Below are 26434 nucleotides of genomic sequence, written 5' to 3' on the forward strand. Positions count from 1 at the left end.
GATACAAATTACAAATGATTTCGTGTTAAAATTTTATTTATCAGATTGTAATTAGATTCAGTATTTTCATTTCTTAAAGAATGTTTATATTTGAGCCGTTTCATTTTGTCAAGAAAAGATTAAATCAGATTCCTAACAGATTGTTAATCTGTCTTTTTTTTGTAACAAAAATCATAATTTAGGCCCATATTTTAACTTTTATTAAATTTACATAAATGAATAGTATTAAACCTATTTACATATCTGCTTGGGTATTACTTGCTTTAGCTAGTAGTGCAACTGTACAGGCACAAGTTTCAACTTCTAAAGAAACTATTACTGCACCTTTAGTTATTGTAAAAAAAGCCCCACTTTCTGAAAATGATTTAAAAAGATGGAGTCATCTGGATTTAGTAAAAGATACTATCCCGGGAATGAGTGTTGATAAAGCGTACGCCGAATTACTAAAAGACAAAAAAGGAGTAAAGGTAATCGTAGGAATTGTTGATTCGGGTGTAGATATAGAACACGAAGATTTACAAGGAAACATCTGGACGAATACAAAAGAAATTCCTGGTAACGGAATCGATGATGATAAGAATGGTTTTATAGATGATGTTCATGGATGGAACTTTCTTGGTGATGCTGTAAACGAGAATACAGAAATGACTCGTATCGTAAAGAAAGGTGACGATGGCTCTGCTGAATATAAAAACGCCTTGGCACAATACAATGAAAAATACGAGAAAGCTTTAAAAGATAAAGAACAAGTAGATTTTTTACTAGAAGTACACAAGACTGTGAAAACAGCTCTGAATAAAGAAAACTACAATCTTGAAGATTTAAGTACAATTAGCTCTACAGATTCAAAAGTACTTAGAGCTAAAATGATAATGACCCAAATTTTTGGTAATGCAGGTCCAACTTTTAATCCTGAAGCAGATTTTGAAGAATATAGAGCTCAGGTTTATGATCAGTTAAATTACAATTTGAATAAAGAATTTGATGGTCGTAAAATTGTAGGTGATAATCCAGAGGATATTAAAAATACTCGTTATGGTAATAACAATGTTACAGGGCCAGATAAAGAAAAAGCATTACACGGAACTCACGTAGCAGGTATTGTAGCCCAGGTTCGTCATAACAATTTAGGTGGAGACGGAGTTGCTAATAATGTCGAAATTATGACTGTAAGAGCTGTTCCAGATGGAGATGAGTATGATAAAGACATTGCATTGGCAATACGTTATGCAGTAGATAATGGAGCAAAAGTAATTAACGGAAGTTTCGGGAAAAGCTTTTCTCCACATAAAAAATGGGTTTATGATGCCATAAAATATGCTGCTAAAAAAGATGTGCTAATTGTACACGCAGCTGGAAATGATGGATACAATATAGATATTGAGAAAAACATCAATTATCCAAATGATTCTGAAGACAACATAAAAGAGTTTGCAGATAATTTAATTACAATTGGAGCAATTAATAAAGTATACGGAGAAAATGTAATTGCTAGTTTCTCTAATTTTGGAAAAATAAATGTTGATGTTTATGCTCCAGGAGAAGAAATCTATGCAACAGTTCCAAATAACAAATATAAATATTTGCAAGGAACATCGATGGCTGCTCCAAATGCAGCGGGAGTTGCAGCTTTAATTCGTTCGTACTATCCAAAATTAAAAGCTTCACAAGTAAAACATATATTGATGGATTCTGGTGTTTTGCTTCCGTCGATGGTAGTTTTGGGTGAAAATCCAAATCCAGCTGAAAAACCAGTAGCTGTTTCATCGTCAGAGTCGTCAAAAACGGCTAAAATGGTAAATGCTTATGATGCGTTATTGATGGCAGAAAAAATGTCAAAAAAATAAATTGTAAAGAATATTAATCCGATGGAAGGGTGGCAACCCTTCCATTTTTATTATATAGCCCATGCGAAAAATTATATTACTTTCTTTTTTGAGCCTTAGTTTTGGCTCACTAGTTGCTCAAAATGCACCTTATTGGCAACAACATGTAGATTATAAAATGGATGTATCGATGGATGTAAAAGACTATCTGTACAAAGGCAAGCAAGAATTGGTTTATACTAATAACTCGCCAGATACTTTGAGAAAAGTATTTTACCATTTGTTTTTTAATGCATTTCAGCCAGGAAGTGAGATGGATGCAAGAATCCAGACTATAAAAGATCCTGATGGAAGAATGATAAATAAGGTAAAAGTTGATGGCAAAGATGTTAAAGAAAGCCGCATGAAAACTTTAAAACCTAATGAAATAGGTTTTCTTAATATTACCAATTTCAAGCAAGATGGTGTAGCTGCTACAACAAGAGTTTCAGGAACTGTTATGGAAGTTACTTTGGCTAAGCCAATTTTACCAAACTCAAAAACTACTTTTACATTAGACTTTGACGGACAAGTTCCAGTACAAATTCGCCGTGCAGGAAGAAATAACTCAGAAGGTGTTGCTTTGTCAATGTCTCAATGGTATCCTAAATTGGCCGAATTTGATTTTGAAGGTTGGCATGCAGATCCATATATTGCAAGAGAATTTCATGGAGTTTGGGGAAATTTTGACGTAAAAATTACAATCGACAAAGACTACACAATCGGAGGTTCTGGATATTTGCAAAACAAAAATGAAATTGGTCATGGATATGAAGATGCTGGTGTTACAGTAGTTTATCCTAAAAAAACAAAAACACTTACCTGGCATTTTGTAGCACCAATGGTACATGATTTTACTTGGGCAGCCGATAAAGAATATACTCATGATGTGGTAAAAGGACCAAATGATGTTGATTTACATTTCTTATACAAAAACAATCCAAAAACTACAGAAAACTGGAAGAAACTAGAGCCATTAATGGTGAAAGTAATGGATTTTTATGATCATAAAGTAGGACCATATCCGTACAAACAATATTCATTTATTCAAGGTGGAGATGGCGGAATGGAATATGCAATGTGTACTCTAATGTTAGGAAACGGAACTCTTGAGGGGATTTTAGGAACGGCAACGCATGAGTTAGGACACTCTTGGTTCCAGCATGTTTTGGCTTCAAATGAATCTAAGCACCCATGGATGGATGAAGGTTTTACAACTTACATAGAAGATTTAGCTTTGAATGAATTAGCTGGAGATAAAAAAGTAGAAAATCCATTTAAAGGAAATTATGCAGCGTATTATAAATTGGTAGAATCTGGTAAAGAACAACCACAAACTACACATGGTGATCGTTATGATGAAAACAGACCGTATAGTATTTCTTCTTATGTAAAAGGAAGTATCTTTTTGTCTCAATTAGGATATTTGATAGGAGAAAACAATCTAGATAAAACGCTAAAAAAATATTATAGTGATTTTAAATTCAAGCACCCATCACCAAACGATATTAAGAGAACTGCTGAGCGTGTTTCTGGAGCAGAGTTAGATTGGTATTTAATCGATTGGACAGGAACTACTAATACTATTGATTACGGTATTAAAGACGTAGCTGATAGTGGAGATAAAACAGTTGTAACTTTAGAAAGAATTGGAAGAATGCCAATGCCTATTGATTTAACTGTAGAATATACAGATGGAACTAAAGAGAGTTTTTACATTCCGTTACGAATGATGAATTTCATAAAAGAAAATCCTAATCCTTCTATGAAAAGAACGGTTTCAAATGACTGGGCTTGGGCAATGCCAACTTATAATTTGACAATCTCAAAAAGCAAAAGCACAATTAAGAAAATCACTATTGATCCAAGCGGATTAATGGCAGATATTAAAGCTGCTAATAATGTTTATGAAGTGAAGTAAATCTTTGCTCTTATTCAATAAAAAAGCCCTTAAAGACATATTGTTCTTTAAGGGCTTTTTATTTAAAAAATGGTTTTCTTAAAAAATGATTATTTTACTACTTCCGTATTAGTTTCAGAAATAACAATGTTCTGTTTTTGTTTTTTAAATGGAAATAATTGCCTGTAACTCGCGACTCTCCATAACCATTCGACAGGACCATAGTTATACCTAGAAAGCCACCATTTGCTTATAAAAAGCTGAACTATGAATAATGCTACCGCAAGAAAAAAGTAAAACCAATAAGGTAATGTATTGTAGATTTTTAAGCCAATACCCGAAAAAATAAAGGTAGCCAGAATGTTTTGAACCATATAATTGGTCAATGTCATTTTCCCACTCACGTTAAAATAGCTAAAAACTGTTTTTAGTTTACCATTTGTGTAAAGCAAGCATATTCCCGATGCAATAAATAGCATCGTATTTATTATTAACCAGAATATTGGATGGAAATATTTAAGGAAAGGTACTTTATAATTTATTGCCGTTATTAAAAGAAAACCGAATACTAGCGCAATAATAAAAGTTGTTATAATGGTTCTTTTTAATAATTTTTTGAATTCAGGTAAACGATTAAAGAAGTTAATTTTTTGAGCATAAAAACCTAAAAGCATACAAGCAAACATTACTACATGTACCGTAACGGCATATACGAGATTAATCATTTCGCTATAATAAGTACCTAGCAAATTAAACTGGAAGAGATCAAGCCAATTGCCCGAGTAAAATAGTTTTAAATAACCAGCATTCGATTGTACATCGGGTAAATTCTGTTTAATTGAATTGATATAGGCCGTAAGAAACGGAATAGTCAAAAAGAGTATTGCGCAGGTTATAAGTATTGTTTTTTTAGAACTTTTGTAAAACAATAAAAGGAATAGACCCAAAAAGGCATAATCTTTTAAGATGTCGCCAAACCAAAATGCAGAGTTAATAAAAGCAAGTATAAAAAGAATAACCATTCTCCAGCAAAAAAATAAAACTGGATTTTTGCCTTTACTTGCCACATTATTAATAAGTACTGCAAAACCATAACCAAACAAAACGCTTAGTAAAGTCCATGATTTGGCAGCAAAAAAATATTGATTAATTGCAGCGATTACTTCAGAAAAAGGGCCTTTTTTAAGAACAGCGCTTTCTAATCCTACATAACGATAATCGACATAGTTACCTATTACAACCCCTAATAATGCCCATCCTCTTAAAATATCTACGATGGCAGTTCTTTTGTTTTCCTGAACTGGTTGAAATGAATTTGTCATATAATTAACTGAATTTGTAGTTTTTATAAATGGTTTTTTTATTGAGATGATTATTCTGCTGCTTCTGCATTAGTTTCAGAAATAAAGGTGTTCTGTTTTTGTTTTTTAAACGGAAATAATTCTCTATAACTTGCACATCTCCATAGCCACTCAATTGGTCCATAATTGTATTTAGAAAGCCACCATTTGCTAATAAATAATTGAATTATAAAAACAGAAACAGCTAGTAAAAAGTAAAACCAATACGGAAAGGAATTCTCAATATTTAAACCAATTCCGGAGAAAATAAAGGCAACGAGTATATTTTGAGATATATAATTTGTCAAAGTCATTTTTCCGCCAGCACTAAAATATTTGAAGATCGTTTTTAGTTTACCATTTTCATATAGTAAGCATATTCCCGTTGCAATAAAAACCATTGTACTTAAAATAAGCCAGTAATAGGGGTGGAAGAATTTGAGGAAGCCAGCTTTGTTTTCAATAGCAAAGAAAAAAACAATACCAATTATAACGGCAATAATCAGACTGATTATAAGTACATATTTTAAAAGTTTTTTCTTTTCGTTTAAACGATTAAAAAAATCTAATTTTTGAAGCAGAACCCCAAAAAGCATACAAGCCAGCATTACAATATGTGCTATAATGGCATAACCAGGAGAAACGATTTGTTGGTAATAAGAAGCCAATAGATTAAACTTAAAAAAGTCCAGCCAGTTTCCGGAATGGTATAATTTTAAATATTCAGGATTGGAGATGATATCTATTCTTTCGAAGTTAAAACCTTTGATATAGGCCATTAAAAAAGGAATGATAAGAATAAGAACTGTACAGATTATACTTAATGTCTTTGCAGAACATTTGTAAAAAAACAATAATACAAGTCCTAGAAAAGCATAATCTTTTAAGATGTCGCCAAACCAAAAAATACAATTAATAAAAGCCAAACCAAAAAGCAATATCATTCGCCAGCTAAAAAAAGTAACTGGATTTTTGCCTTTCGCAGCGACATTATTAATTAAAATTGCAAAGCCATAACCAAACAAGATTGTTAATAAAGTCCAGGATTTTCCAGAGAAAAAAAACTGATCAAAATTAGATAGTATTTCAGATAACATACTATTCTTAGTTTCTTGTGGTAGATTAATGTGTGGTAAACCGGAATAATTGCCAATTGCAACGCCTAATATGGCCCAGCCCCGAAGAATGTCGACAATAGCAGTTCTTTTGCTTTGTTCGACAGGATGATAAGAATTTGTCATTTGATTAACGTTTTTATTGTGATTTGATTGATGATTTTATATGAATTATTGAGTTATTCATAGCTAAATCAAAAATAAGAAAAATATAAAGCAATCAAATTTTAAATGACAAATAATGTTTGTAATTAAAAGGAAAGGATCTGTTTGGTAAAAAAAGAAAAGTCCATTTTTAAAAGGAATTCCTTTTAAAAATGGACTTTTATCGTATAAAGGCGATGTTTATTTTTTGTTACCTAAATGCTCCAGCATATCTTTAGTCATTGACTCAAGGTCGAAAGTATGATTCCAATCCCAATCTTCTCTAGCTGAACTATCGTCGATGCTAGCAGGCCAGCTATCAGCAATTTTTTGACGGAAGTCTGGATTGTATGAAATCGTAAATTCAGGAATATGTTTTTTAATTTCTGCTGCAATTTCAGTAGGAGTAAAACTCATTGCAGCTAAATTGTAAGAGGAGTGAATTTTGATCTTTTCAGCAGGGGCTTTCATGATATTTATAGTTGCTTCTATAGCATCATCCATATACATCATTGGCATTTTAGTTTCAGATGATAAGAAACATTCGTATTTTTTATCGGCAATAGCTTTATAAAAAATATCAACAGCATAATCTGTAGTTCCACCACCTGGAGGTGTAGACCAGCTAATTAAACCAGGGTAACGGATACTTCTTACGTCGACACCATATATGTTATGGTAGTATTCGCACCATCTTTCACCAGCTTGTTTACTGATTCCGTATACAGTCGATGGTTCCATGACAGTATATTGTGGAGTGTTTTCTTTTGGAGTTGTTGGTCCAAAAACAGCAATACTAGATGGCCAGAAAATCTTTTTTATTTTATTTGCTTTGGCTAAGTTTAAAACGTGAAACAAAGAGTTCATGTTTAAATCCCAGGCAAAAGCTGGATTCTTTTCGGCAGTAGCCGATAATAAAGCAGCCATTAAATAAATATCAGTTATTTTATGAACCTCTACAAGGTGCTCGATTTGATTGAAATCTAAGGCATTTACTACTTCAAAAGGACCAGAATTAACAACGTCAGTATTTAATTTACGAATGTCAGATGCAATTACATTTTCTGTTCCGTATAATTTGCGTAGTTTTTGGGTAAGCTCCGTTCCGATTTGACCGCAAGCACCAATGATTAATATTTTTGGATTCATTATGTGTTGTTTTTAGTAACGCAAATATAACGTTTTCGCAAATAATTTTACTTTTCGGAATAACAAATTATAAATTTAATAAGGATGAAGATTGATTTTTGGATTATTCTCCGTTGAGGTGTTTAATTATCTTTACCGCAAAGCACGCAAAGATTTTTATCCTGCACTAAGTTTATATGTAGATTATTTTTACCGCAAAAGCACGCAAAGTTTTTTAATTAAGCATTTTTATAAAAACACAAAGTTCGCAAAGCTAGATCAATACATCCCGAAGCTTCGGGATTGCGAACTTTGTGTTTTCTAACCTTAACACAAAATAAAAATCTTTGCGTGCTTTTGCGGTTAAATTTTTCAAAATGATGGTTTAAAAACTAGAAAAAATCTGTGTCAATCTGTTTAATCCGCTAAATCTGTGGGCCAAAAAATCAACCATGATTTATAGAATCTTTAGCAAAAAACAGAATTCGTAATTGTAAAATTACTTTGTAACTTTGTAGCTTAATGTTTGAACCGATGAAATATAGAATATCTCTTTTCCTGCTTTTTGTTTTTCTTTTAAATTCATGTCAGAATAACGACGAAAAGCGACTTGCCGAAAATAAAAAGGAAGCCAAAAAGAAAGAATTGATTTTTAATAATATTAGAAATAGTTGGGTTTTTTACGATAGTTCTATTAATGAGGCTTCTGAACAAATTGAAAACCAATGGAATGAATGGCACCTGTTTTTAAAAGTATTAAAAGGAACGCCTCAAAAAACCATTGGAGCATTTCAAAAAAAATCTACTGAAATTACTAAAAGTGCTGAGGCTTTAAATAATAATATTCCTGCCCAACTTAATGTACCTCAAGTTAAAACTAGAATCGCTATCATAATTACGAAAATAAAAATGATGGATTTATATATTCATTTGGATAGAATTCCCGACGAAAAGGTCAGTATTTTAATCAGAGAAATAAATAATGAACTAATGGCTTTACAAAGACAAATGGATAAGATTCTTGTAAAGAGTAAGATTCCTGTCGAAGATGGTGAGACAGAATTAATGAAAATGATAAAGGATACTGCAAGAGCAATTCCTAATGAAAAAGTGACCCCAAATATTCCTAGAGTTGAGTAAAAGTGCTTTATATACTACGTACGATAATTTGCCCAAAACACAGCAAATTGCCAATCAGTTAATAGAAAACAATGAAGTGAAATTGCATCTTAACGGATTGTTAGGATCGTCGGTTTCATTTGTAATTCGTTCTTTGTTTAAGAAAGTCGAATTGCCTTTTCTTGTTATTTTGGATAATAAAGAAGAAGCAGCGTATTATCTGAACGATTTAGAACAAATGATCGGGGAGCAAGATGTATTGTTTTATCCCGGATCTTACCGAAGACCGTATCAGATAGAAGACACTGATAATGCCAATGTTTTGCTTCGTGCGGAAGTATTAAACCGAATTAATTCGCGTAAAAAACCTGCTGTAATTGTAACTTATCCCGAAGCATTATTTGAAAAAGTAGTGACTCGAAAAGAGTTGGATAAGAATACGTTGAAAGTATCAGTTGGCGATAAAATTTCAATTGATTTTATTAATGAAGTTTTATTCGAATATGAATTCAAAAGAGTAGATTTTATTACCGAGCCTGGAGAGTTTTCTGTTCGAGGAGGAATTGTCGATGTGTTTTCTTTTTCAAATGATAATCCATATCGAATTGAGTTTTTTGGAAACGAAGTCGATAGTATTCGAAGCTTTGATGTTGGAACACAATTATCTATAGAAACACATAAAAAAATCACGATAATACCAAATGTCGAGAACAAAGTGTTTCAGGAAAATAGAGAAAGTTTCTTAGATTATATTTCTGAAAAAACAGTTCTTTTTATTCAAGATACAGATGGATTTCTGAGTCAGTTAGACAAACAATTTGCAAGAGCCGAAGAAGCTTACGAGAAATTATCGCAAGAAATTAAGCGCGCAACGCCAGATCAGTTATTCCTAAACCAAAAGTCATTTATAAAAAAAGCACTAGATTTTTCGATTGTAGAATTGGCCAGTAAACCAATTTTTAAAACAATCAAGAAATACGATTTCCATATTCAGCCACAACCCTCATTTAATAAACAGTTTGATTTATTGCTTAATAATTTAAGTGATAATCATTTTAACGGATACAAGAATTATTTGTTCTGTTCAAATGATGCGCAGGCAAAACGTTTTCATGATATTTTTGAAACCTTGGACGAAGCCAATTCTGAGAATATTCGCAAGCAATATCATACGATAGTTTTACCATTGTATCAAGGTTTTATCGATGACGAAAATCAGATTACGTGTTATACCGATCATCAGATTTTTGAGCGTTACCATAAATTCAATATTAAAAACGGCTATTCTAAAAAACAGAATATCACGCTTAAAGAATTAACCACATTATCGGTTGGGGATTATGTAACGCATATCGATCACGGAATCGGGCGATTTGGTGGTTTACAAAAAATTCAGGTAGAAGGAAAAACGCAAGAAGCCATTAAGTTGGTTTATGCTGATAATGATATTGTGTATGTGAGTATTCACTCGCTTCATAAAATTTCTAAATACAACGGAAAAGACGGAACGCCACCCAAAATTTATAAGTTAGGATCGAATGCTTGGAAGATTTTAAAACAAAAAACCAAAGCACGAGTTAAACATATTGCCTTCAATCTTATTCAGTTGTATGCTAAAAGAAGGTTGGAAAAAGGATTCCAATTTGCGCCAGATAGTTACTTACAAAACGAATTAGAAAGTTCCTTTATTTACGAAGATACACCAGATCAAACTAAATCAACTCAGGAAGTAAAAGCCGATATGGAAAGCGACCGACCAATGGATCGTTTGGTTTGTGGTGATGTAGGATTCGGAAAAACAGAAGTTGCAATTCGTGCCGCTTTTAAAGCGGTAGATAATAGCAAGCAAGTTGCAGTTTTAGTACCAACCACAATTCTTGCCTACCAACATTACCGTACTTTTTCGGAACGATTAAAAGAAATGCCTGTTTCTGTTGGGTATTTAAACCGTTTTAGAACCGCAAAACAAAAAGCGCAAACGCTTAAAGATTTAGCCGAAGGAAAACTAGATATCGTAATTGGAACACACCAATTAGTAAATAAAAATGTAGTCTTTAAAGATTTAGGATTGCTAATTGTCGACGAAGAACAAAAGTTTGGAGTAAACGTAAAAGATAAATTGAAGACAATTGCTGCTAATGTGGATACGTTGACATTAACAGCAACGCCAATTCCGAGAACATTACAATTCTCCTTAATGGCAGCGCGAGATTTATCTGTAATTACAACACCACCGCCTAATCGTTACCCAATCGAGACTAATGTAGTTGGGTTTAATGAAGAATTGATTCGTGATGCGATTTCGTATGAAATTCAGCGTAACGGACAGGTTTTCTTTATTAATAACCGAATCGAAAATATAAAAGAAGTTGCCGGAATGATTCAGCGTTTAGTTCCAAATGCCAGAGTAGGAATCGGACACGGACAAATGGAAGGCGCTAAGCTGGAAGAATTAATGCTAGCGTTCATGAACGGAGATTTTGATGTTCTGGTAGCTACAACAATTATCGAGAGTGGACTTGATGTACCAAATGCCAATACTATTTTTATCAATAATGCTAATAACTTCGGATTGTCGGATTTACATCAAATGCGTGGTCGAGTAGGGCGAAGTAACAAGAAAGCATTCTGTTATTTCATCTGTCCGCCATATTCATCCATGACCGAAGATGCTCGTAAACGAATCCAGGCTTTAGAACAATTTAGCGAGTTAGGAAGTGGTTTTAATATCGCGATGAAAGATCTTGAAATTCGTGGCGCAGGAGATTTATTAGGTGGTGAACAAAGCGGTTTCATTAATGAAATCGGGTTTGATACTTACCAGAAAATCATGAATGAAGCTATCGAAGAATTAAAAGAAAACGAATTCAAAGATTTATATCCAGCAGAGAATGATATTGAAACGAAGGAATACGTAAAAGACTTGCAAATCGATACCGATTTTGAGTTATTGTTTTCTGATGAATATATTAATAATGTCACAGAGCGTTTAAGTTTGTACAACGAGTTGGGTTCTGTGAAAAATGAAGAAGAACTGGTTCTCTTCCAAAACAAATTAATTGACCGTTTCGGACCAATGCCTCCGCGTGCCAATGCGTTGATGAATAGTATCCGTATTAAATGGATTGCGACTAAAATAGGAATTGAGAAACTGGTAATGAAAAAAGGTAAAATGATTGGTTATTTTGTTTCTGATCAACAGTCTGATTATTACCAATCGAAACGTTTTCATAAAGTGATAAATTTTGTGCAAACACATAGTAATATTTGCAAAATGAAAGAAAAAGAAACTCCAAATGGTTTACGTCTTTTATTGACTTTCGAGAATGTAAAATCTACCAAAAGAGCTTTGGAGTTGATGGAAATGTTGGGGGAGTAATATTGGATCAGAACTAATAGGTTTTTAAAACCTGTTAGTTCTGTATTAAAAACCACTATAGTAAATCTTGTTTTTTATTATTCAACAGGATTTCGGTCATATTCTTATAATTATTTAAGAAACCTTTGGTGATTAAATAATGTTCCGTTTCCTCATAATCGACTTGTCTTATTCCGTTTTCATCCAATTGATATATTATTGCATTCGGATATGCCAGAAGAATAGGAGAATGCGTTGCAATTATAAATTGCGAATTATTTTTTACGTGTTCATCTATTGCCGCAAACAGTGTAAGTTGCCTCATGGGAGATAAAGCAGCTTCGGGCTCATCAAAAACATAAAGACCATTTCCGCCTAATCGTTCAGTAATGATTTTCATGAAAGATTCCCCATGAGAACATTCATGCAAGGAATGACCCGTTCCCTGAAGGTTGTCTGTTTCCTCCATATAAGTTGCCAGATTATAAAAACTTTCAGCACGAAGAAAGTAATAATCTTCTGGGAGACTATGACTTTTTGCAATTTTCAAATAATTAAAAAGGCCAGATGTATTCTGATGGGTACTAAAACAAGCATGTTTACTTCCTCCTTCTTGACTTAATCCCATACTTAAAGCAATTGCTTCTATTAGCGTAGATTTTCCTGAGCCATTTTCTCCTACGATAAAAGTAACATCAGAGTGAAATTCAATTTTATCCAATCCTTTTATAGATGGTATCGTAAAGGGATATTCCTCATAACTTGTAATTGATTCTCTTTTGAGTGAGATTTCTTTTAAATAAGGTTTATTTGTTATCACTTACAAGTTGGTTTTAATTGAATAGATCAAGAGGGTTCAAAAATAAAACATTTTAGCTGATGAGCTTCTTAAAATTTATTAGAGCATAAAAACGGATGAGTTTCCTGAAAAAAAATAAGGGCCTATGAAATTTTCATACGCCCTTATTAATTCATCGGGATAGAAACTATATCCGATTATTGTAATTAACTATTTGACAATTAATTTATTTAAACATGAACTTCTTTTAATATCTCTTCAAGGTATTGTACCATTTCATCTGCATTTTGTTTGTTGAATGGCATTGGTGGTTTTATTTTTAAAACATTGTGCAAGGGTCCGTCAGTACTTAGTAAGTATCCTTTTTCTTTCATTTTTTCGACAATAATGTCAATTTCTGGAATTGCGGGTTCCATGGTTGTTCTGTCTTTTACCATTTCGGCACCAATGAATAAACCATGTCCACGAACATCACTGATGATTGGGAATTTATCCATTAATCCTTTTAGTAAGTCCATTAGATAATTACCTACTTCTAGGGCGTGTTGTTGCATTTCTTCGTCCTGAATTACTTCCAGAACAGCTAGTCCAGCTGACATTGATACAGGATTACCTCCAAAAGTGTTGAAGTATTCCATTCCGTTATTAAAAGCATCGGCAATTTCGTTTGTTACGATTACTGCTGCAAGCGGATGACCGTTTCCTATAGGTTTTCCTAGTACAACAATATCCGGAACGACATCTTGTAATTCGAAACCCCAGAATTTATCGCCAACTCTTCCAAATCCTACCTGAACTTCATCGGCAATACAAACTCCACCCGAAGCTCTTACATAGTCATAGACAGTTTTTAGATAGTTTTCTGGTAACGGAATCTGACCTCCAACTCCCAATAAGGTTTCGCAGATAAATACTGCTGGTGCTTTGTCTTCTTTTTTTAAATCTTCAATTATTCGTTGTACATCAGCAGCATATTTTTCACCTGCTTTTGCATCGCCATATTTATAAGGGCCTCGATATAAATCGGGATTAATTGCTTTGTGAATCCATGGCATTTTTCCAAAACCTCCTTTACTGTCAAATTTATAAGGACTCATTTCCATAGCTACGGTTGAGGTTCCGTGATAAGCATGATCTAATACGATAATGTCTTTTTGCTTTGTAAAATGGCGGCTCATTCTTATAGCAAGGTCATTTGCCTCACTACCAGAGTTTACGAAATAACAAACGCTTAATGACGATGGTAATGTTGCAGTAAGTTTTTCAGCATATTCTAATATAGTATCGTTAAGATATCTTGTATTAGTGTTTAAAGTTGCAATTTGTTTTTGCATCTTCTTTACCACTACAGGATGACAATGTCCAACGTGTGATGGGTTGTTTACACAATCGACAAAGGTTCTTCCTTTATCATCATATAAGTATTGTAATGCCCCTTTTACGATTTTTAGTTTTTGGTTGTAACCAATGCTTAGATTTCTACCTACATTTTTTTGACGAGCTTGTAGTAAATCAGAATAGTCGGAATTATTTATCACGCCATCAAATCCGCAAGCTTTTCTAAAAGTGTCCTGAGCTTTTATAGGATTTATTTTGATGAGTTTGTATAATAACTCCCAAGCTGGCTTCTCTGTTATGAAATGATGGGCATTATCGCTATTTAGCGATGCGTTATAAGCCGACTGTGTTACGCTAATACATAGCCTTCCAGCGATTAAATAATATAGTAAATCTAGTTCTTGTGTTGTAAGCGAATATGCTTCATGATATCCTTTTGCGATGAATGAAGCAGCTGTTAATGGGTCATCACTTTCAAGGATTGCATACGTACAAGCTATTGCAAGATTATTGATTAAAGCGGAATAAACCATATCACCAAAATCTATCAAACCAGTAGTTTTTTCTCCTTGCGCCATTACATTACAATCATTGGCATCATTATGAATGTATGCGTGTCGTAATGTGTGTATTTGCGGAAGCACTTCGGTATCAAACTGCAAAAGGAAATACCCAGCAATTCGTCTACGTTCGTGATTAGTAATGTACTTCAGTTTTTCATTGGCATCACCCGCTCTGCTAATGTCCCACGTATAATGGCGATGCATTGCAGGGTGAGAAAAGTCTTGTAATGCTTTATCCATATTCCCCATAAATGCACCTAAATTATAAAGAGCAGTACTTGATTTTTTTTGTTCCTCGTACCAAAAAGTGCCTTCAAGAAAACTAAGAATTCGTATGTAATACGTTTTGTTATCTCTGATTATTTGGGTTAAAGCTTCTCCGTTTTTATTGATAGAAAACTGCTGAAAATTGTCTGCTAAAGGGCTTTTGCTTAAATGCTGAATGATTTTAACCTGCGCATCCAGAAAAGGATACGGCTGATTTTCATCAGAAAGCTTTAATATATACTTTTGATTTTTCTCATCGGTTAAGATAAAATTCAATTCATCATAACCGTCTAACGCTTTTACGGTAGCGGATAATCCATAATGTTCTATCGTTAATTGCTGAATGTCTGTTTCTGAAAAAATCATTGGTATTGTTTATTAAGTTGTTTTGTCTGTTTTCTCGTTTTCCTACAAGGTATTTTTTTGATCATGTAGTGAAAAGTTTTTCACCACAAATTTCACAAATTATCGCTAATTTTTTAAATAAAAGCATTCTTATATTTGTGCTAATTGCTTCGCCAGTTCGCTCTTTCAGGCTCGGGTTGTGGCTGTTTTTTTTATTTCCAAATAATGGCTTGAGCTGGTTGTAAAGGGTTTTGTCCCACAAGAATTTTACTTCCTTGAGGTATTGGTAAGTTTATAGGTTCGTTTGTATAGTTTACACCTACGTAAAAACCATCCCTCCATTCTACAAATACTCCTTTTGGTAAATCTTCGATGGCTACTTTTGCACGTTCGTAAATAGTACGTACAACTTGTCTTTCTAAAGTTCCGTCTTTACTTTCTGCACCGATATAAGTAACAGTCCCTTTGCCTAATTTTCTTGTAATAGCAGCTGCTTTGCCTTTGTAAAATTGATCGGCATAAGTTGCTAATACTTCCGTTCCTTGTTTTGGGTTTAAGACATCTGCCCAAGTATTCCATTTATGGGTATTGTTTCCTGAGCTTATTGTTCCGTTTACATTAGCAACAAGCATATCAAAAAAATCTACATCGGCACCAATTAATGGTACGATTGGCGCACTCCAATTAGCTTCAAAGAAATGTCCGTTTCTATCCTTTTGACCTGTACGGCAAGAAAGGATTAAGTTTCCTCCGTTTTCAACATATTTTGTCCATTTATCGACCAATTTCTGATCTATAAGTTGATAAGCAGGAGCAACGATAAACGGATAAGCAGAGAAATCTTCGTCTTCTGTAATAAAATCCATTGGTGCACCAGTCGATTTTACTGCAGTTGTATATATGTTTCTATGTCTCCAGGTACTCCAGAATTCAGTTTGTTTTTGGTTTTCTAAATCCCAAAGGTTTTCATGACTCCATAAAAAACCTGTTTTTCTTTTTGCAATTTCCTGTGGAATTACCGCTTTAGGATTGTACTCTTTGCGAAGTAATTTCATGTCTTCGATAGATTGTACAAATTCTTTTCCGCCTGTTGTAAGTGTTACACCATCGGTTCCTACGATTCCGTCATGGTACATTTCACTACTTCCTAGCGGGTGTCTGTATCTATACGTACAAGTAAATGAGCAACCACCACCAAAAGCTTGAGATATCCACATATGAACTGTTCCTGGTTGTAATTGCGGGTTAATTCCAGCCCAGTTTACTTGTCCAGGTTGTAATTCCATAATACCGGTAACACCGCTTATAGATCTGTAATAATCGTTTGCTTCAGAGATTTTGTTAGGATGCCCCATTCTAAAACTATCTCCTCCTAAAGGATTCTGTCCACTTACAGGATACATAGTATACGTAATGAAATCCATTTTGTTAGCACTTCTAGGATCGGCATCATAAATTACATTGGTAAAGTTGGTTGTTATCCATTGTTTTGGATCAACATACTTTCTAAGTATTTCGGCTTGTCTATTTAAATATTCACCCTGTGCATCCGAGGTAAATCTTTTAAAATCTAAAATGGCATGAGGACTTAGCTTATCTTCAAAATAAATTTCGGCATTAGGTAAAACTATTTGTTCAAAGTTATTATAACGCGTACTCCAAAAATTCCCAACCCATTCTGTATTCAGTTTTTCGATAGTTCCGTATTTGGCTTTAAGCCAAATTTGAAATGCTTTGCGAGCAGAAGGACTGAAATCGGCAGTACCTAAAGGTTCATTGTCGATTTGCCAACCCATAATATTTTTGTTCTTACCGTATCTTTTTCCAAGTTCGGCAACTATTTGATCTGTAAATTCTCGGTATTTTTCATTTGTTATAGATACATTAGCTCTATTACCGTGTTCTCTGCGACGTCCGCTTGCATCTACTAAATAAATTTCAGGATATTTGTCTCCCATCCAGGCTGGTGGAGTTGGAGTTGGAGTACAAAGTATCACTTTTAATCCATTTTTTTCGGCTATGGCAAGTGCATCATCAAGCCATTTAAAATCATATTTACCTTCTTCGGGTTCCATATACGTCCAGGCAAATTCGGCAAAATGCGTAAACTCAAATCCTAGTTTTTTTATGTTTTTTAAATCACGTTCCCATTGTTCTTTTGGCCATTGTTCAGGATAATAGTAAACACCAATTTGCATTAAATCGGGTTTTGAAAAAAAACGTTGTGCGTCTTTGTTCTCCGTAGAAGTGGTTTTTTTGCTTTGAGAAAAAACGGGATTCGAATTACAATTTGCGATAAGTAATCCTGCTAATACTATTTTTTTTAGTGATATATTTTGGTTGAACATACTTTGTAATATTGTTGTGTTAATCAAATTTAGATAGTTATTCTTAACTCATTGTGCGTAATTTATAAAACTTTAATCAAACATGTAGAATCATGGTTTTAAATTTTTTTCACGCAGATTTAGCTGATTGGGCAGATTTTATACTTTTATTATTCAGATTTCAATCCTCTAATTCGTTTTCAATGTCTTGAATTGACTCCTGCTTTAGCTGGAGTAAATAGGATGAAAATACAGATTGGCTTTAGCCGAAAGCTTCATTATTTTGGCTAAAGCCACAACACATATCATCAATCTTTAACCTCCAGCTAAAGCACAATGTCATTAAGTTAAGAAAAACAGCTGCAATACTATACCGAATAAATCTCTCGCAAAGTCGCAAAACCGCCAAGTGTACACCTAAAACCTTTGAGCTTTTGCGTCTTTGCGCGAAAAGAATTAATCATTATTAGATCAAAAGAGCTTAACTTAATGACATTGAGCTAAAGCAGGAGGCAATTTATGAGAGTGCAAAATCTATGTGTTAAAAATAATTACAATCAGTTGTTTAATTATTTATCTTCTAAAAGAAGCATTAAATAATGTGATGCCGACCAGCTAAAGTTAAAAGCTTCCATTCCTTTTCCTGTAAGCGGTTGGTAATTTTCTCTTATAGATGTGCCTTTGTCCAGAACTCCTTCTGCGTTATGAATGAGTTTATGTGCTAATTGGTTTGCTTCGGTTGTGTAACCATACTTTTCCAATCCATTTATTCCAAAATAACTTTGGTCAAGCCAAATAGGTCCTCTCCAATATCCGCGTTCTGGTTTAAATTTTGGGTGGTTTGCTGCCAATGTTGGTAAAGGAACAAAAGTGTTGAAAATAGTTGGATCCATCATGTTTTCTTTCATCGCTTTGGTTTGTTCAGCAGTAGCAACCTCAGCCCAAATAGGCAAATATCCTTCGCATCCCATTGCTTTTATCAATGTTTTACCGTCGATTGTTGTATCGTAATACCAACCTGTTGCTGGGTCCCAAAATTGAGTTTGGATTTTAGCTTTTAAAACCACACTTTCTTCTTGCCATTTTTTAGCTTCTTCATTCAATTTTAAAACTTGTGCCATTTTGTTTAAATAGTTCTTTTCGGCATATAAAAACGAATTCAAGTCAACACTTTCTTGGTCTAATGAATAGGCTTTATCTCCGTTTTTTAGGATTTTACTATCATCAAAACGAACGGCATTGTCCATTCCGCTTTCCCATTTAGCGGCAACCAATGTACCATCTGTAGAACCAAACTCGCATATTCCGTCTTGGTCATGGTCACGTTCTTTGTACCACCAATTGTGATATGATTTTAATTTTGGATAAAACTCTTTTATAAAATATGCATCTTTAGTTTTTTCATAAATTTTCCAGATTGCCCATGCTGCAAGTGGAGATTTTGTGTTACGGTAATTGTTTTCTTCTATTAGATTATTTCTGTAAATACAATCCGGAATAAATCCGTTTGGTTCCTGATAATCAAATAGAGCACGCATTTGGTCTTTTGCTAGTTCAGAATCATAATTGGCAACTGCAACTGCATGTTTCCAACTATCCCATGCCCAAAAGCCATGAAACCACTCATAATTGTAACTCGGGAAAAGTCCACCGTGTTTTAAACCTTCGGCAGCAATTCGGGTATTGTTTTGTAATGTAAGTACCAGTTTAGCTACTAAATCAGAATAAGTATTGTCTTTGTAAATCGCTTTTTTCTTGGCAATTAATTGTGCCAATTGAGTTTCTTTTTCTTTTTGTGTGTTTTTAAGTAGGGTATTGAATGTTGTTTTTGCTATAACTTCATTTTCATTTTTCCATGAGTATTGTGGGAAAATAAAGGATTGAGAAACAACTATTTCTTTAGTTTCATTTGGTTTTAATGTTAGTTTTTCAGTTTGAGTTTTATAACCTTGTTTTGTGATTTCAATTTGTGGTGTTGTATTAAAAAACTGAATGTAACCTACAGAAGTACTTTTCGTGGAAACGATTTTTAATGTTTTCCCTTCTTTAGATAACTGTAAATCATCTATAAAAAGAGTAGAACCATAAGATGGATAAAGGGTTATTGCTTTTCCAGATTTATTAGTAATACTTGTTTTTTGTAATGCCGAATGTCCTGATAAAAAAATAAGTTGTTGTTTTATCTCTAATTTCTCGTTTTTAAATTGTTGTTCGAGGTGGCTATTGTAGCTGTTTTGACTTACTAAAGCCTTTTTCCAGTTTATAGCTTCTTGTTTGTTCTCGTCATTAAGTTGTAAGGAAACAAATGAGGGACTTAACCAAACTCCGTTTTGTTCTGTCATTAAAAATGGACCAGAAAAACCACCTTGAACTTCAGAAGGTTCTAGAAATCCGAATCCGAACCAAGCGCCTTTATCCGAGAAAACTAATGATTCTCTATCGGTTGCATTTGCTGGGTTTCCTTTGTAGTTTATGCTGTTTTTTGAAGATTCTAAAATCGGAAAGTCTTTTTGTGCCCAACTGGATTGTAATATAAAAAAGAATGAAAGAATAAAAAGTGTTTGCCTTTTGCCCATGTTATTTCGTTTTTTATTGAATTTTTTTTGGTTTTGAGATATATTTCTTTTTTTTAAGTAGTGATTAATAGAGAAATACGAAATCAGTAGATAAAAAGAATAGCCCAAGAAATATAGGGCTATTCTTTTAAAAATTAAAATGATTCAATGGATTAATTTGTTTGTAATTCTGTTAATGGTATTGGATAAAAATTGTTTTTTGATGCATCAAAACCTGTACGGCCTACAGCATCAAGTGCCGCTTTTGTTTTTCCCCAACGACGTAAGTCATAAAAGCGATAGTTCTCTAGTGGGAATTCTAGTATTCTTTCGTGTTCAATCTGTGCTTTTACCTCACTACCTGTTGTACCAGTCATTGCAGGCATATCGGCTCTGTCACGAACTTTGTTAATATATGGGATTGCTTCGGGTGTACGACCTAACTCGTTTAATGCCTCTGCTTGCATTAATAATACATTTGAATAACGCATAAGCGGAATGTTGATTGCAGTAAATTCCTGATCCATTTTTTCCTGAGTACTTGGTATGAATTTTCGGAATACAGGTTTGTCGGCATCGCCAAATCTTTCATCGTAAGTAGTTCCTAATACTCTTGGGTTATCTGGGTCATTAAAATAAGGATCTTTAAAGAAAAGCGTGCTATAAATACGAGAATCATAATTTCCTGTAGTGGCTATTTTTCCTTCTTTTTTAAATTCATTTACAAGCATTGTACTCGGAAGAATTTCGTCCCATCCACCAAGTTCTGCAGCACCCATCCAATAATGTAGTGCATTGCGATAGAATGCTCCATTGGCAGTTGTTTCTGAGAATTGAAGTTCGAATATAGATTCTTTGGTGTTCTTATTAGTTCCGTCAAACATAGATACATAATCTTTAACCAAATCATATCCTTGTACTTTGTTTAATGCAGCAAGAGATTCGTTTAAGTAGGTTTGTTTTTGAGCCGTTTCTTCATAAGCTCTGGTTAAATAAGCAAACCCTAAATAACTATTGGCAGCTCCGCTGGTAGCACGACCTGTTTTATCCTGAGATTGTTTAGGAGGCAATATTGCAGCTACAGCTTTAAACTCGCTTGTAATAAAATCCCAAGCTTCGGCACGTGTAGATAATGGTATGTTTAAATCACTTTCTTTAGTAACATACTTACTTCTAACATAAATTTGTTCCCAGTTAAGAAGCAATTTCATGTGGTAATACGCACGCAAAAAACGAGCTTCGGCTTCTATTTGCGCTCTGTCAGCATCGGTAATAGTCGATGCTGGAACTTGTGGCAACTTATCAATAACCTGATTGGCATTACTAATTCCTCTATAATTGATTCTCCAATATTCAGTAAACTGGCTATTACCATTTGTGTAGGTAAATGTTGAAAGTTCTACCCAGTTTGGGTAATTTAATGCATCACTTCCTAAATCACAAATGTCTTCACGATATGCCTCAACGGGCCATTTTACTTCGGCAAAATACCATTCACTTGTAGCAGCTTCAAGTTGAGAATATGTTGCAGCCAGAGCAGATTCAGCATCAGATTTGTTCCTCCAGAAATTCTCTGAGGTAAGTTGGTCGGGCGATTGTTGGTCTAAATAGTCACTGCAACCAGTGATTGTGAATAAACCTATAACGGATAATATAAAAAATATCTTGTTCATGATTATGTTTTTATAATAGTATTAAAATATATATTGAACACCAGATACAAATGATCTTGTAAATGGGTACACAAAGCGATCTACTCCTGTATTAAGAACTGTGTCGCGTGAGAATTCTGGGTCAATACCAGAGTAATTTGTGATAGTAAATAGGTTCTCGACACTTACGTAAAATCTAAGCTTATCTATTTTTGCACCACCTAACATTTTATTAGGTATTGTATATCCTATTTGTAATTGACGCATTCTTATAAAATCACCACTTTCTAAGAAACGATCAGATTCACGACTGTTTCCGTTAGGATCTTGTAGTACAGCACGAGGAGTATTACTAGGATTTTCTGGTGTCCATGAGTTAAGTGTTGTAGCCAACATGTTGGTTCCTGAATTCATAGATTCGTAAAAATACCTGTTTCCGTTATATAATTTGTTACCCCAACCACTTCCTATCAAAGCAGAGAAATCGAATCCTTTATAACTAGCACCTAAACTAAGGTTAGCTTCCATTTTTGGTAACCCTGTTCCTGCGTATGATTTGTCATTTTCGTCTATAACACCATCCCCGTTTAAATCCTTGAAGCGAATATCTCCTGGTTGTGCATTTGGTTGTAATAAAACACCATTTTTGCTATGCGCATTTACTTCATCAGTAGATTGGAAAATACCATCGGTTCTGTATAAGTAGAACGCACTAATTGGGCTTCCTACACGTGCTTGAGTAGGGAAATGTTCTGTGCCAAATTTTAATCCTTGACCATAAATGGTTTGCCCTTCGTTTGCAAGAGATTCTACGTTGTTTTTAAGCGTTGTAAAGTTAAAGCCTACGTTGTATTTAAACTCATCGATTTGATCACGATAATTAACTTCAAGTTCAAATCCTTTATTGCTAATTTTACCTACGTTAAGTGTTGGATCATCTACTCCAGCAGATGGAGCCAGTTTTTTTGTAATCAATAAATTATCGGTTACATTATGGTAGTAGTTCATAGAACCGCTAATTTTTCCGTTTTTAAGTGTAAAATCGATACCAATATTCTTAGAGTCTGTTGTTTCCCATTGTAAGTTTCTGTTCTCTAATGCTGTTGCAATACTTCCTGGCCATGGGTTACTTCCGCTTCCTTGTACATAACCTGAGCCTAAAGTGTTTCCTGTTTTAATTAATGTATTTGCAGAGTAATATCCTAAGGCAGCTTCGTTACCTAATTGTCCCCAGCTAGCACGTAATTTTAACGTTGATATAATGAAATCTTTAGGGAAGAAATCTTCTTTTTCTATCTTCCATCCTAATGCTATAGATGGGAAAGTTCCCCAACGGCTGTCTTCGCCAAATTTAGAAGAACCATCTTTTCTAACTGTCATTTGAAGTAAATAACGATCATTAAATGAGTAGTTTAATCGGCTAAAGAAAGAAACACGGTTGTATTGATATTTTGAACCATCCGCAGAAAATGTTCCTCCTTTACCAGCTCCGATAGTTGCAAAACCTGGATCTAAAAACCCAGACGGACGATCAATCGATACTAATTGTCCATTCTCTACAGAATAATCAGTTGTTTTACCTTCTACAGTTACTCGATTCCAGTTAGACGAAACACCGTTTATAGTATTACCAAGCATTAAACCAAAGGAGTGTTTTCCAAAAGTTTTATCAATTGTAATAATGTTGTCTAATATTTGTTCATCCCAATGTGTTCTTAATTCTTCTTGTGAAGCATATTGATGTATTTCTTTAGGATTGGCAATGTATGGTGGGAAATGATAGGTTTCCTGATTGTTTTTTACACGGTAAGAGTACGCTATTTTATATTTTAACCAAGAGGTAATGTTTGCAGTTATGGCAATATTTGCAGTTAAATCTTGTCCTTTGTTCATTCTATCTCTAAAATGTTCTTCGGCAACTGGGTTTGTACCAGCTGGTAAACCATTTTTGTTTGATAATCCATAGCCATAAGGTTCGTCAGCGTCATAAACAGGCACTAATGGTGACATGGTGTATACTTCTTTTAACTGAAAAGTTGGCTGTGCATTTTGTGTTCCTATAAATGCCATTTTTCCATCTACATCAAAGATTGATTTTTTGAAACTAACTCTTGCGCTGGCAGTTTGTTGACCAAAATCATTATCGATTACAATTCCTTTTTGTTTTACATAGTTACCGTATAAGGCAAACTTAATATCGCCTTGTCTTCCTTGGATACCTAAACCGTAATTTTGAGTAAGTCCAGAACGGAAAACCTCATCTTGCCAATCAGTATCGGTTGTAGATGGTGCGCTTATATATGCAGGCAGTGGTTTAGGAGAAGTAGCATATTTATTATATTCATCGTACATTCTTTTGTGTACGGTTTTATATTCATCTGCATTTAATAAATCCAATGTTTTTGATGGATTAGTGATGCTTAAAAACGAACTAAAGTCTACTTTTATTCCTTCTTTCTGACCGTTTTTGGTTGTAACAATAATTACACCATTGGCAGCAACAGATCCATAAATTGCAGCAGCTGCGCCATCCTTAAGAACCTCAATAGATTCTATATTTGTTGGGTTAACTGTGTTGATGTTTCCTTGAAAACCATCAATAATATAAAGCGGTTCAGTAGCTCCAAACGTATTTACTCCACGTATTTTTACGCTCACATCAGCACCTGCAACACCACCACTTTTTTGCACATTTACTCCAGATACCAAACCTTGTAAAGCTTCAGCTGGATTTGTTGTAGCTCGTGTTTCAAGACTTTCTTTCTTTACAGATGAGATAGCTCCGGTAACATTACCTTTCTTTTGAGTACCATAACCAATCACGATTACCTCGTTAAGTTTATTGGTTTCTTCTTGCATGGATACATTAATCTCACTGCGATTATCAAGAGGTTCAGTTTTCTCTATAAAACCTACATATGAAAAAACAATAGTTTGATTTGTGCCACTAGGAGTATACGTTAAGGAGTACGACCCATCAAAATCGGTTGCAGCGTTGTATTTGGTTCCTTTTATAGATATACTAACACCTGGTAAGGTGTTGTTCTTATCATCTGTAACTTTTCCAGAGATAGTTTTTTTTGCCTGACTTTCCTGCGCAAGCAGGGTATTAGGCAGCCAAAAAAGGAGAATGATCGGCATTAGAAAAGGCTTCCTAAGTAAGTTTTTTAATTGTTTCATTGGTGTTAGTTTTTGGTTTCTGGTTGTGGTTAAGCTTTTTTATTCTATTTGGGTGGTTTTGTCTGTCGTGGTTATTAATTTTTTGTCATTCTGAATGGGTTTTGCTTTTAAAAAAGTGATATTTATTTTTTTGAATGCTTTTTACTAAGAATAATGAAATTCAAATTTAGAAGATTGTATATATAAAATACACCAGTACCTACCAGTTTGTTTTTGATGCTTAGAAAAAAGTGTGCCAAGTGTGCCATTTTATCAAGTGATAAAATCAGTAGATTGTTGAGGTTATAAAATCAAAAAAGAGGAATGATTTTAAATACTCATAAATTAGTAAAGAGGAAACTAAAATGGAGTAAAATTGGATTGAATGACGAAAAAACATAAGGTTTTTCGTTGTAATATTAAGTGAAATGTGTTAGGGTGAATATTTTAAAGTAATCTCTTAATTGTATTTTTTCTGTTTAAATGCTATTTTTTTGAAATTATTCTGTAGTCGAAGTAAATTTTTAAGTATGAGTTTTAGTACAATTAATAGTTAGAATCTATTCTTTTTTAATACTAAAAGTTTTAGCGGGAGAACTGTTTATTCTTTTCGGATTGATTCAAAAATAACCCTACCAGTACAAATCAGTTTGATTTTTTGATGGCAATGTTTAAAGGGGCTTTTCTTTTCCTCGTTTTATATGTTACAAGTATTGAGAAGTATACATAAAAAATCCCTTTTTCAACTTTTAAATTGGAAAAGGGATTTCGGTATATTTATTAAGAATCTAGTTCTTCAGGTCTTTAATTACTTTAAAAGCGATATCTACTTGATCTTCGCTTACTAAAATGGTAAATTCATTTGAAGTCGAAATTACTTCGTTGATTATAATTCCTTCCCAAGCCAAGCGTTGGAAAATGAAATAGTAAATTCCAGGAACGACAATGTTTTCTTTTGGTAGTTTTACAGTAATTGAAGCTAAGTTGCTCAATTTCTGAATTAATTTTTCGCGAGCAAAATGTTTTTCAACTAATTGATTTATACTGCTGCTAACTACAATGTTAGTTTCGTTTACACCACGAGATGAGGTATAAAATATATCTGATAATGTATTAATGTCCGAAATTAAATCAGCTTGTTTGTTTAAGACAGTTTCTGATGCTGCAAAAGTGTAATCTGTAAGTTCTGAGCGAACTGTAATCTCACCGATATTCTTGATTACTTTATTGATTTTGTGGTTTAATTTAAAATCTAATTCTTCCGTTAAACGCTTTAAAGACATTACTACAGCACCTTGTTTTACTTCTTTGCCAAACTCGCTTTCTAATTCTGTCATTATATTTCTAGACAATGAGGTCAGATTAATAATGCCGAGTGATAATGCATTTAATAAAAAAGGCTTCGTTTTGATGTAATTTTCTACGATGGAGGAAACAGTTTTCATAATTTTCTGGTTTTT

General features: G+C 33.7%; 14 protein-coding genes. 4 read left to right on the forward strand and 10 right to left on the reverse strand.

Annotated elements, in window-relative coordinates; all coding sequences use genetic code 11:
* Positions 1-215 precede the first annotated feature (215 nt).
* Both SHI72_RS12535 and SHI72_RS12540 read left to right on the forward strand, forming a co-directional pair.
* Positions 216-1847: a S8 family peptidase gene (locus SHI72_RS12535; protein WP_323490153.1), complete on the forward strand. Its 1632-nt coding sequence runs from the start codon at positions 216-218 to the stop codon at positions 1845-1847.
* Positions 1848-1908: 61 nt separating this feature from the next.
* Complete coding sequence (locus SHI72_RS12540) at positions 1909-3786, forward strand: M1 family metallopeptidase (protein WP_323490154.1); 1878 nt, start codon at positions 1909-1911, stop codon at positions 3784-3786.
* Positions 3787-3875: 89 nt separating this feature from the next.
* On the opposite strand, the gene SHI72_RS12545 is transcribed toward SHI72_RS12540, so the two are convergent.
* The 3 genes from SHI72_RS12545 to SHI72_RS12555 all read right to left on the reverse strand — a co-directional run bounded on the left by SHI72_RS12545 (position 3876) and on the right by SHI72_RS12555 (position 7513).
* Positions 3876-5087: a DUF418 domain-containing protein gene (locus SHI72_RS12545; protein ID WP_323490155.1), complete on the reverse strand. Its 1212-nt coding sequence runs from the start codon at positions 5085-5087 to the stop codon at positions 3876-3878.
* Positions 5088-5137: 50 nt separating this feature from the next.
* Complete coding sequence (locus SHI72_RS12550; protein WP_323490156.1) at positions 5138-6346, reverse strand: DUF418 domain-containing protein; 1209 nt, start codon at positions 6344-6346, stop codon at positions 5138-5140.
* 219 nt (positions 6347-6565) lie between these two features.
* Entirely contained in the window at positions 6566-7513 is a 948-nt protein-coding gene (locus tag SHI72_RS12555) for an L-threonine 3-dehydrogenase (protein WP_039113620.1), read from the reverse strand.
* Positions 7514-8026: 513 nt separating this feature from the next.
* Here SHI72_RS12555 and SHI72_RS12560 point away from each other — a divergent pair.
* Entirely contained in the window at positions 8027-8632 is a 606-nt protein-coding gene (locus SHI72_RS12560) for a hypothetical protein (protein ID WP_039113845.1), read from the forward strand.
* Complete coding sequence (gene mfd / locus SHI72_RS12565; protein ID WP_039113621.1) at positions 8625-11990, forward strand: transcription-repair coupling factor; 3366 nt, start codon at positions 8625-8627, stop codon at positions 11988-11990. The genes SHI72_RS12560 and mfd overlap by 8 nt, the downstream gene beginning before the upstream one ends.
* A 55-nt stretch (positions 11991-12045) precedes the next feature.
* Here the strand turns inward: mfd and SHI72_RS12570 are convergent, their stop codons facing one another.
* The 7 genes from SHI72_RS12570 to SHI72_RS12600 form a co-directional block, all read right to left on the reverse strand.
* Positions 12046-12789 carry an AAA family ATPase gene (locus tag SHI72_RS12570; RefSeq protein WP_039117063.1) on the reverse strand — a complete coding sequence of 248 codons (744 nt, stop codon included), beginning with the start codon at positions 12787-12789 and terminating at the stop codon, positions 12046-12048.
* Positions 12790-12998: 209 nt separating this feature from the next.
* Positions 12999-15302: an aminotransferase class III-fold pyridoxal phosphate-dependent enzyme gene (locus SHI72_RS12575; RefSeq protein ID WP_039117062.1), complete on the reverse strand. Its 2304-nt coding sequence runs from the start codon at positions 15300-15302 to the stop codon at positions 12999-13001.
* A gap of 191 nt (positions 15303-15493) precedes the next feature.
* Positions 15494-17629 carry a beta-galactosidase gene (locus SHI72_RS12580; protein ID WP_039117061.1) on the reverse strand — a complete coding sequence of 712 codons (2136 nt, stop codon included), beginning with the start codon at positions 17627-17629 and terminating at the stop codon, positions 15494-15496.
* Between the two features lie 548 nt (positions 17630-18177).
* A complete protein-coding gene (locus SHI72_RS12585) occupies positions 18178-20184 on the reverse strand; it encodes an MGH1-like glycoside hydrolase domain-containing protein (RefSeq protein WP_039117074.1) in 2007 nt (668 codons plus the stop codon).
* A gap of 152 nt (positions 20185-20336) precedes the next feature.
* Positions 20337-21836, reverse strand: coding sequence for a RagB/SusD family nutrient uptake outer membrane protein (locus SHI72_RS12590; RefSeq protein ID WP_039117060.1), 1500 nt, complete (start codon positions 21834-21836; stop codon positions 20337-20339).
* Between the two features lie 21 nt (positions 21837-21857).
* Positions 21858-24995, reverse strand: a complete 3138-nt coding sequence (locus tag SHI72_RS12595; protein WP_039117059.1) for a SusC/RagA family TonB-linked outer membrane protein — start codon at positions 24993-24995, stop codon at positions 21858-21860.
* 767 nt (positions 24996-25762) lie between these two features.
* Entirely contained in the window at positions 25763-26419 is a 657-nt protein-coding gene (locus SHI72_RS12600; RefSeq protein ID WP_035618292.1) for an aspartate kinase, read from the reverse strand.
* Positions 26420-26434: the final 15 nt, after the last annotated feature.

Source organism: Flavobacterium sp. PL02, assembly GCF_035013205.1.
Taxonomy (GTDB): Bacteria; Bacteroidota; Bacteroidia; order Flavobacteriales; family Flavobacteriaceae; genus Flavobacterium.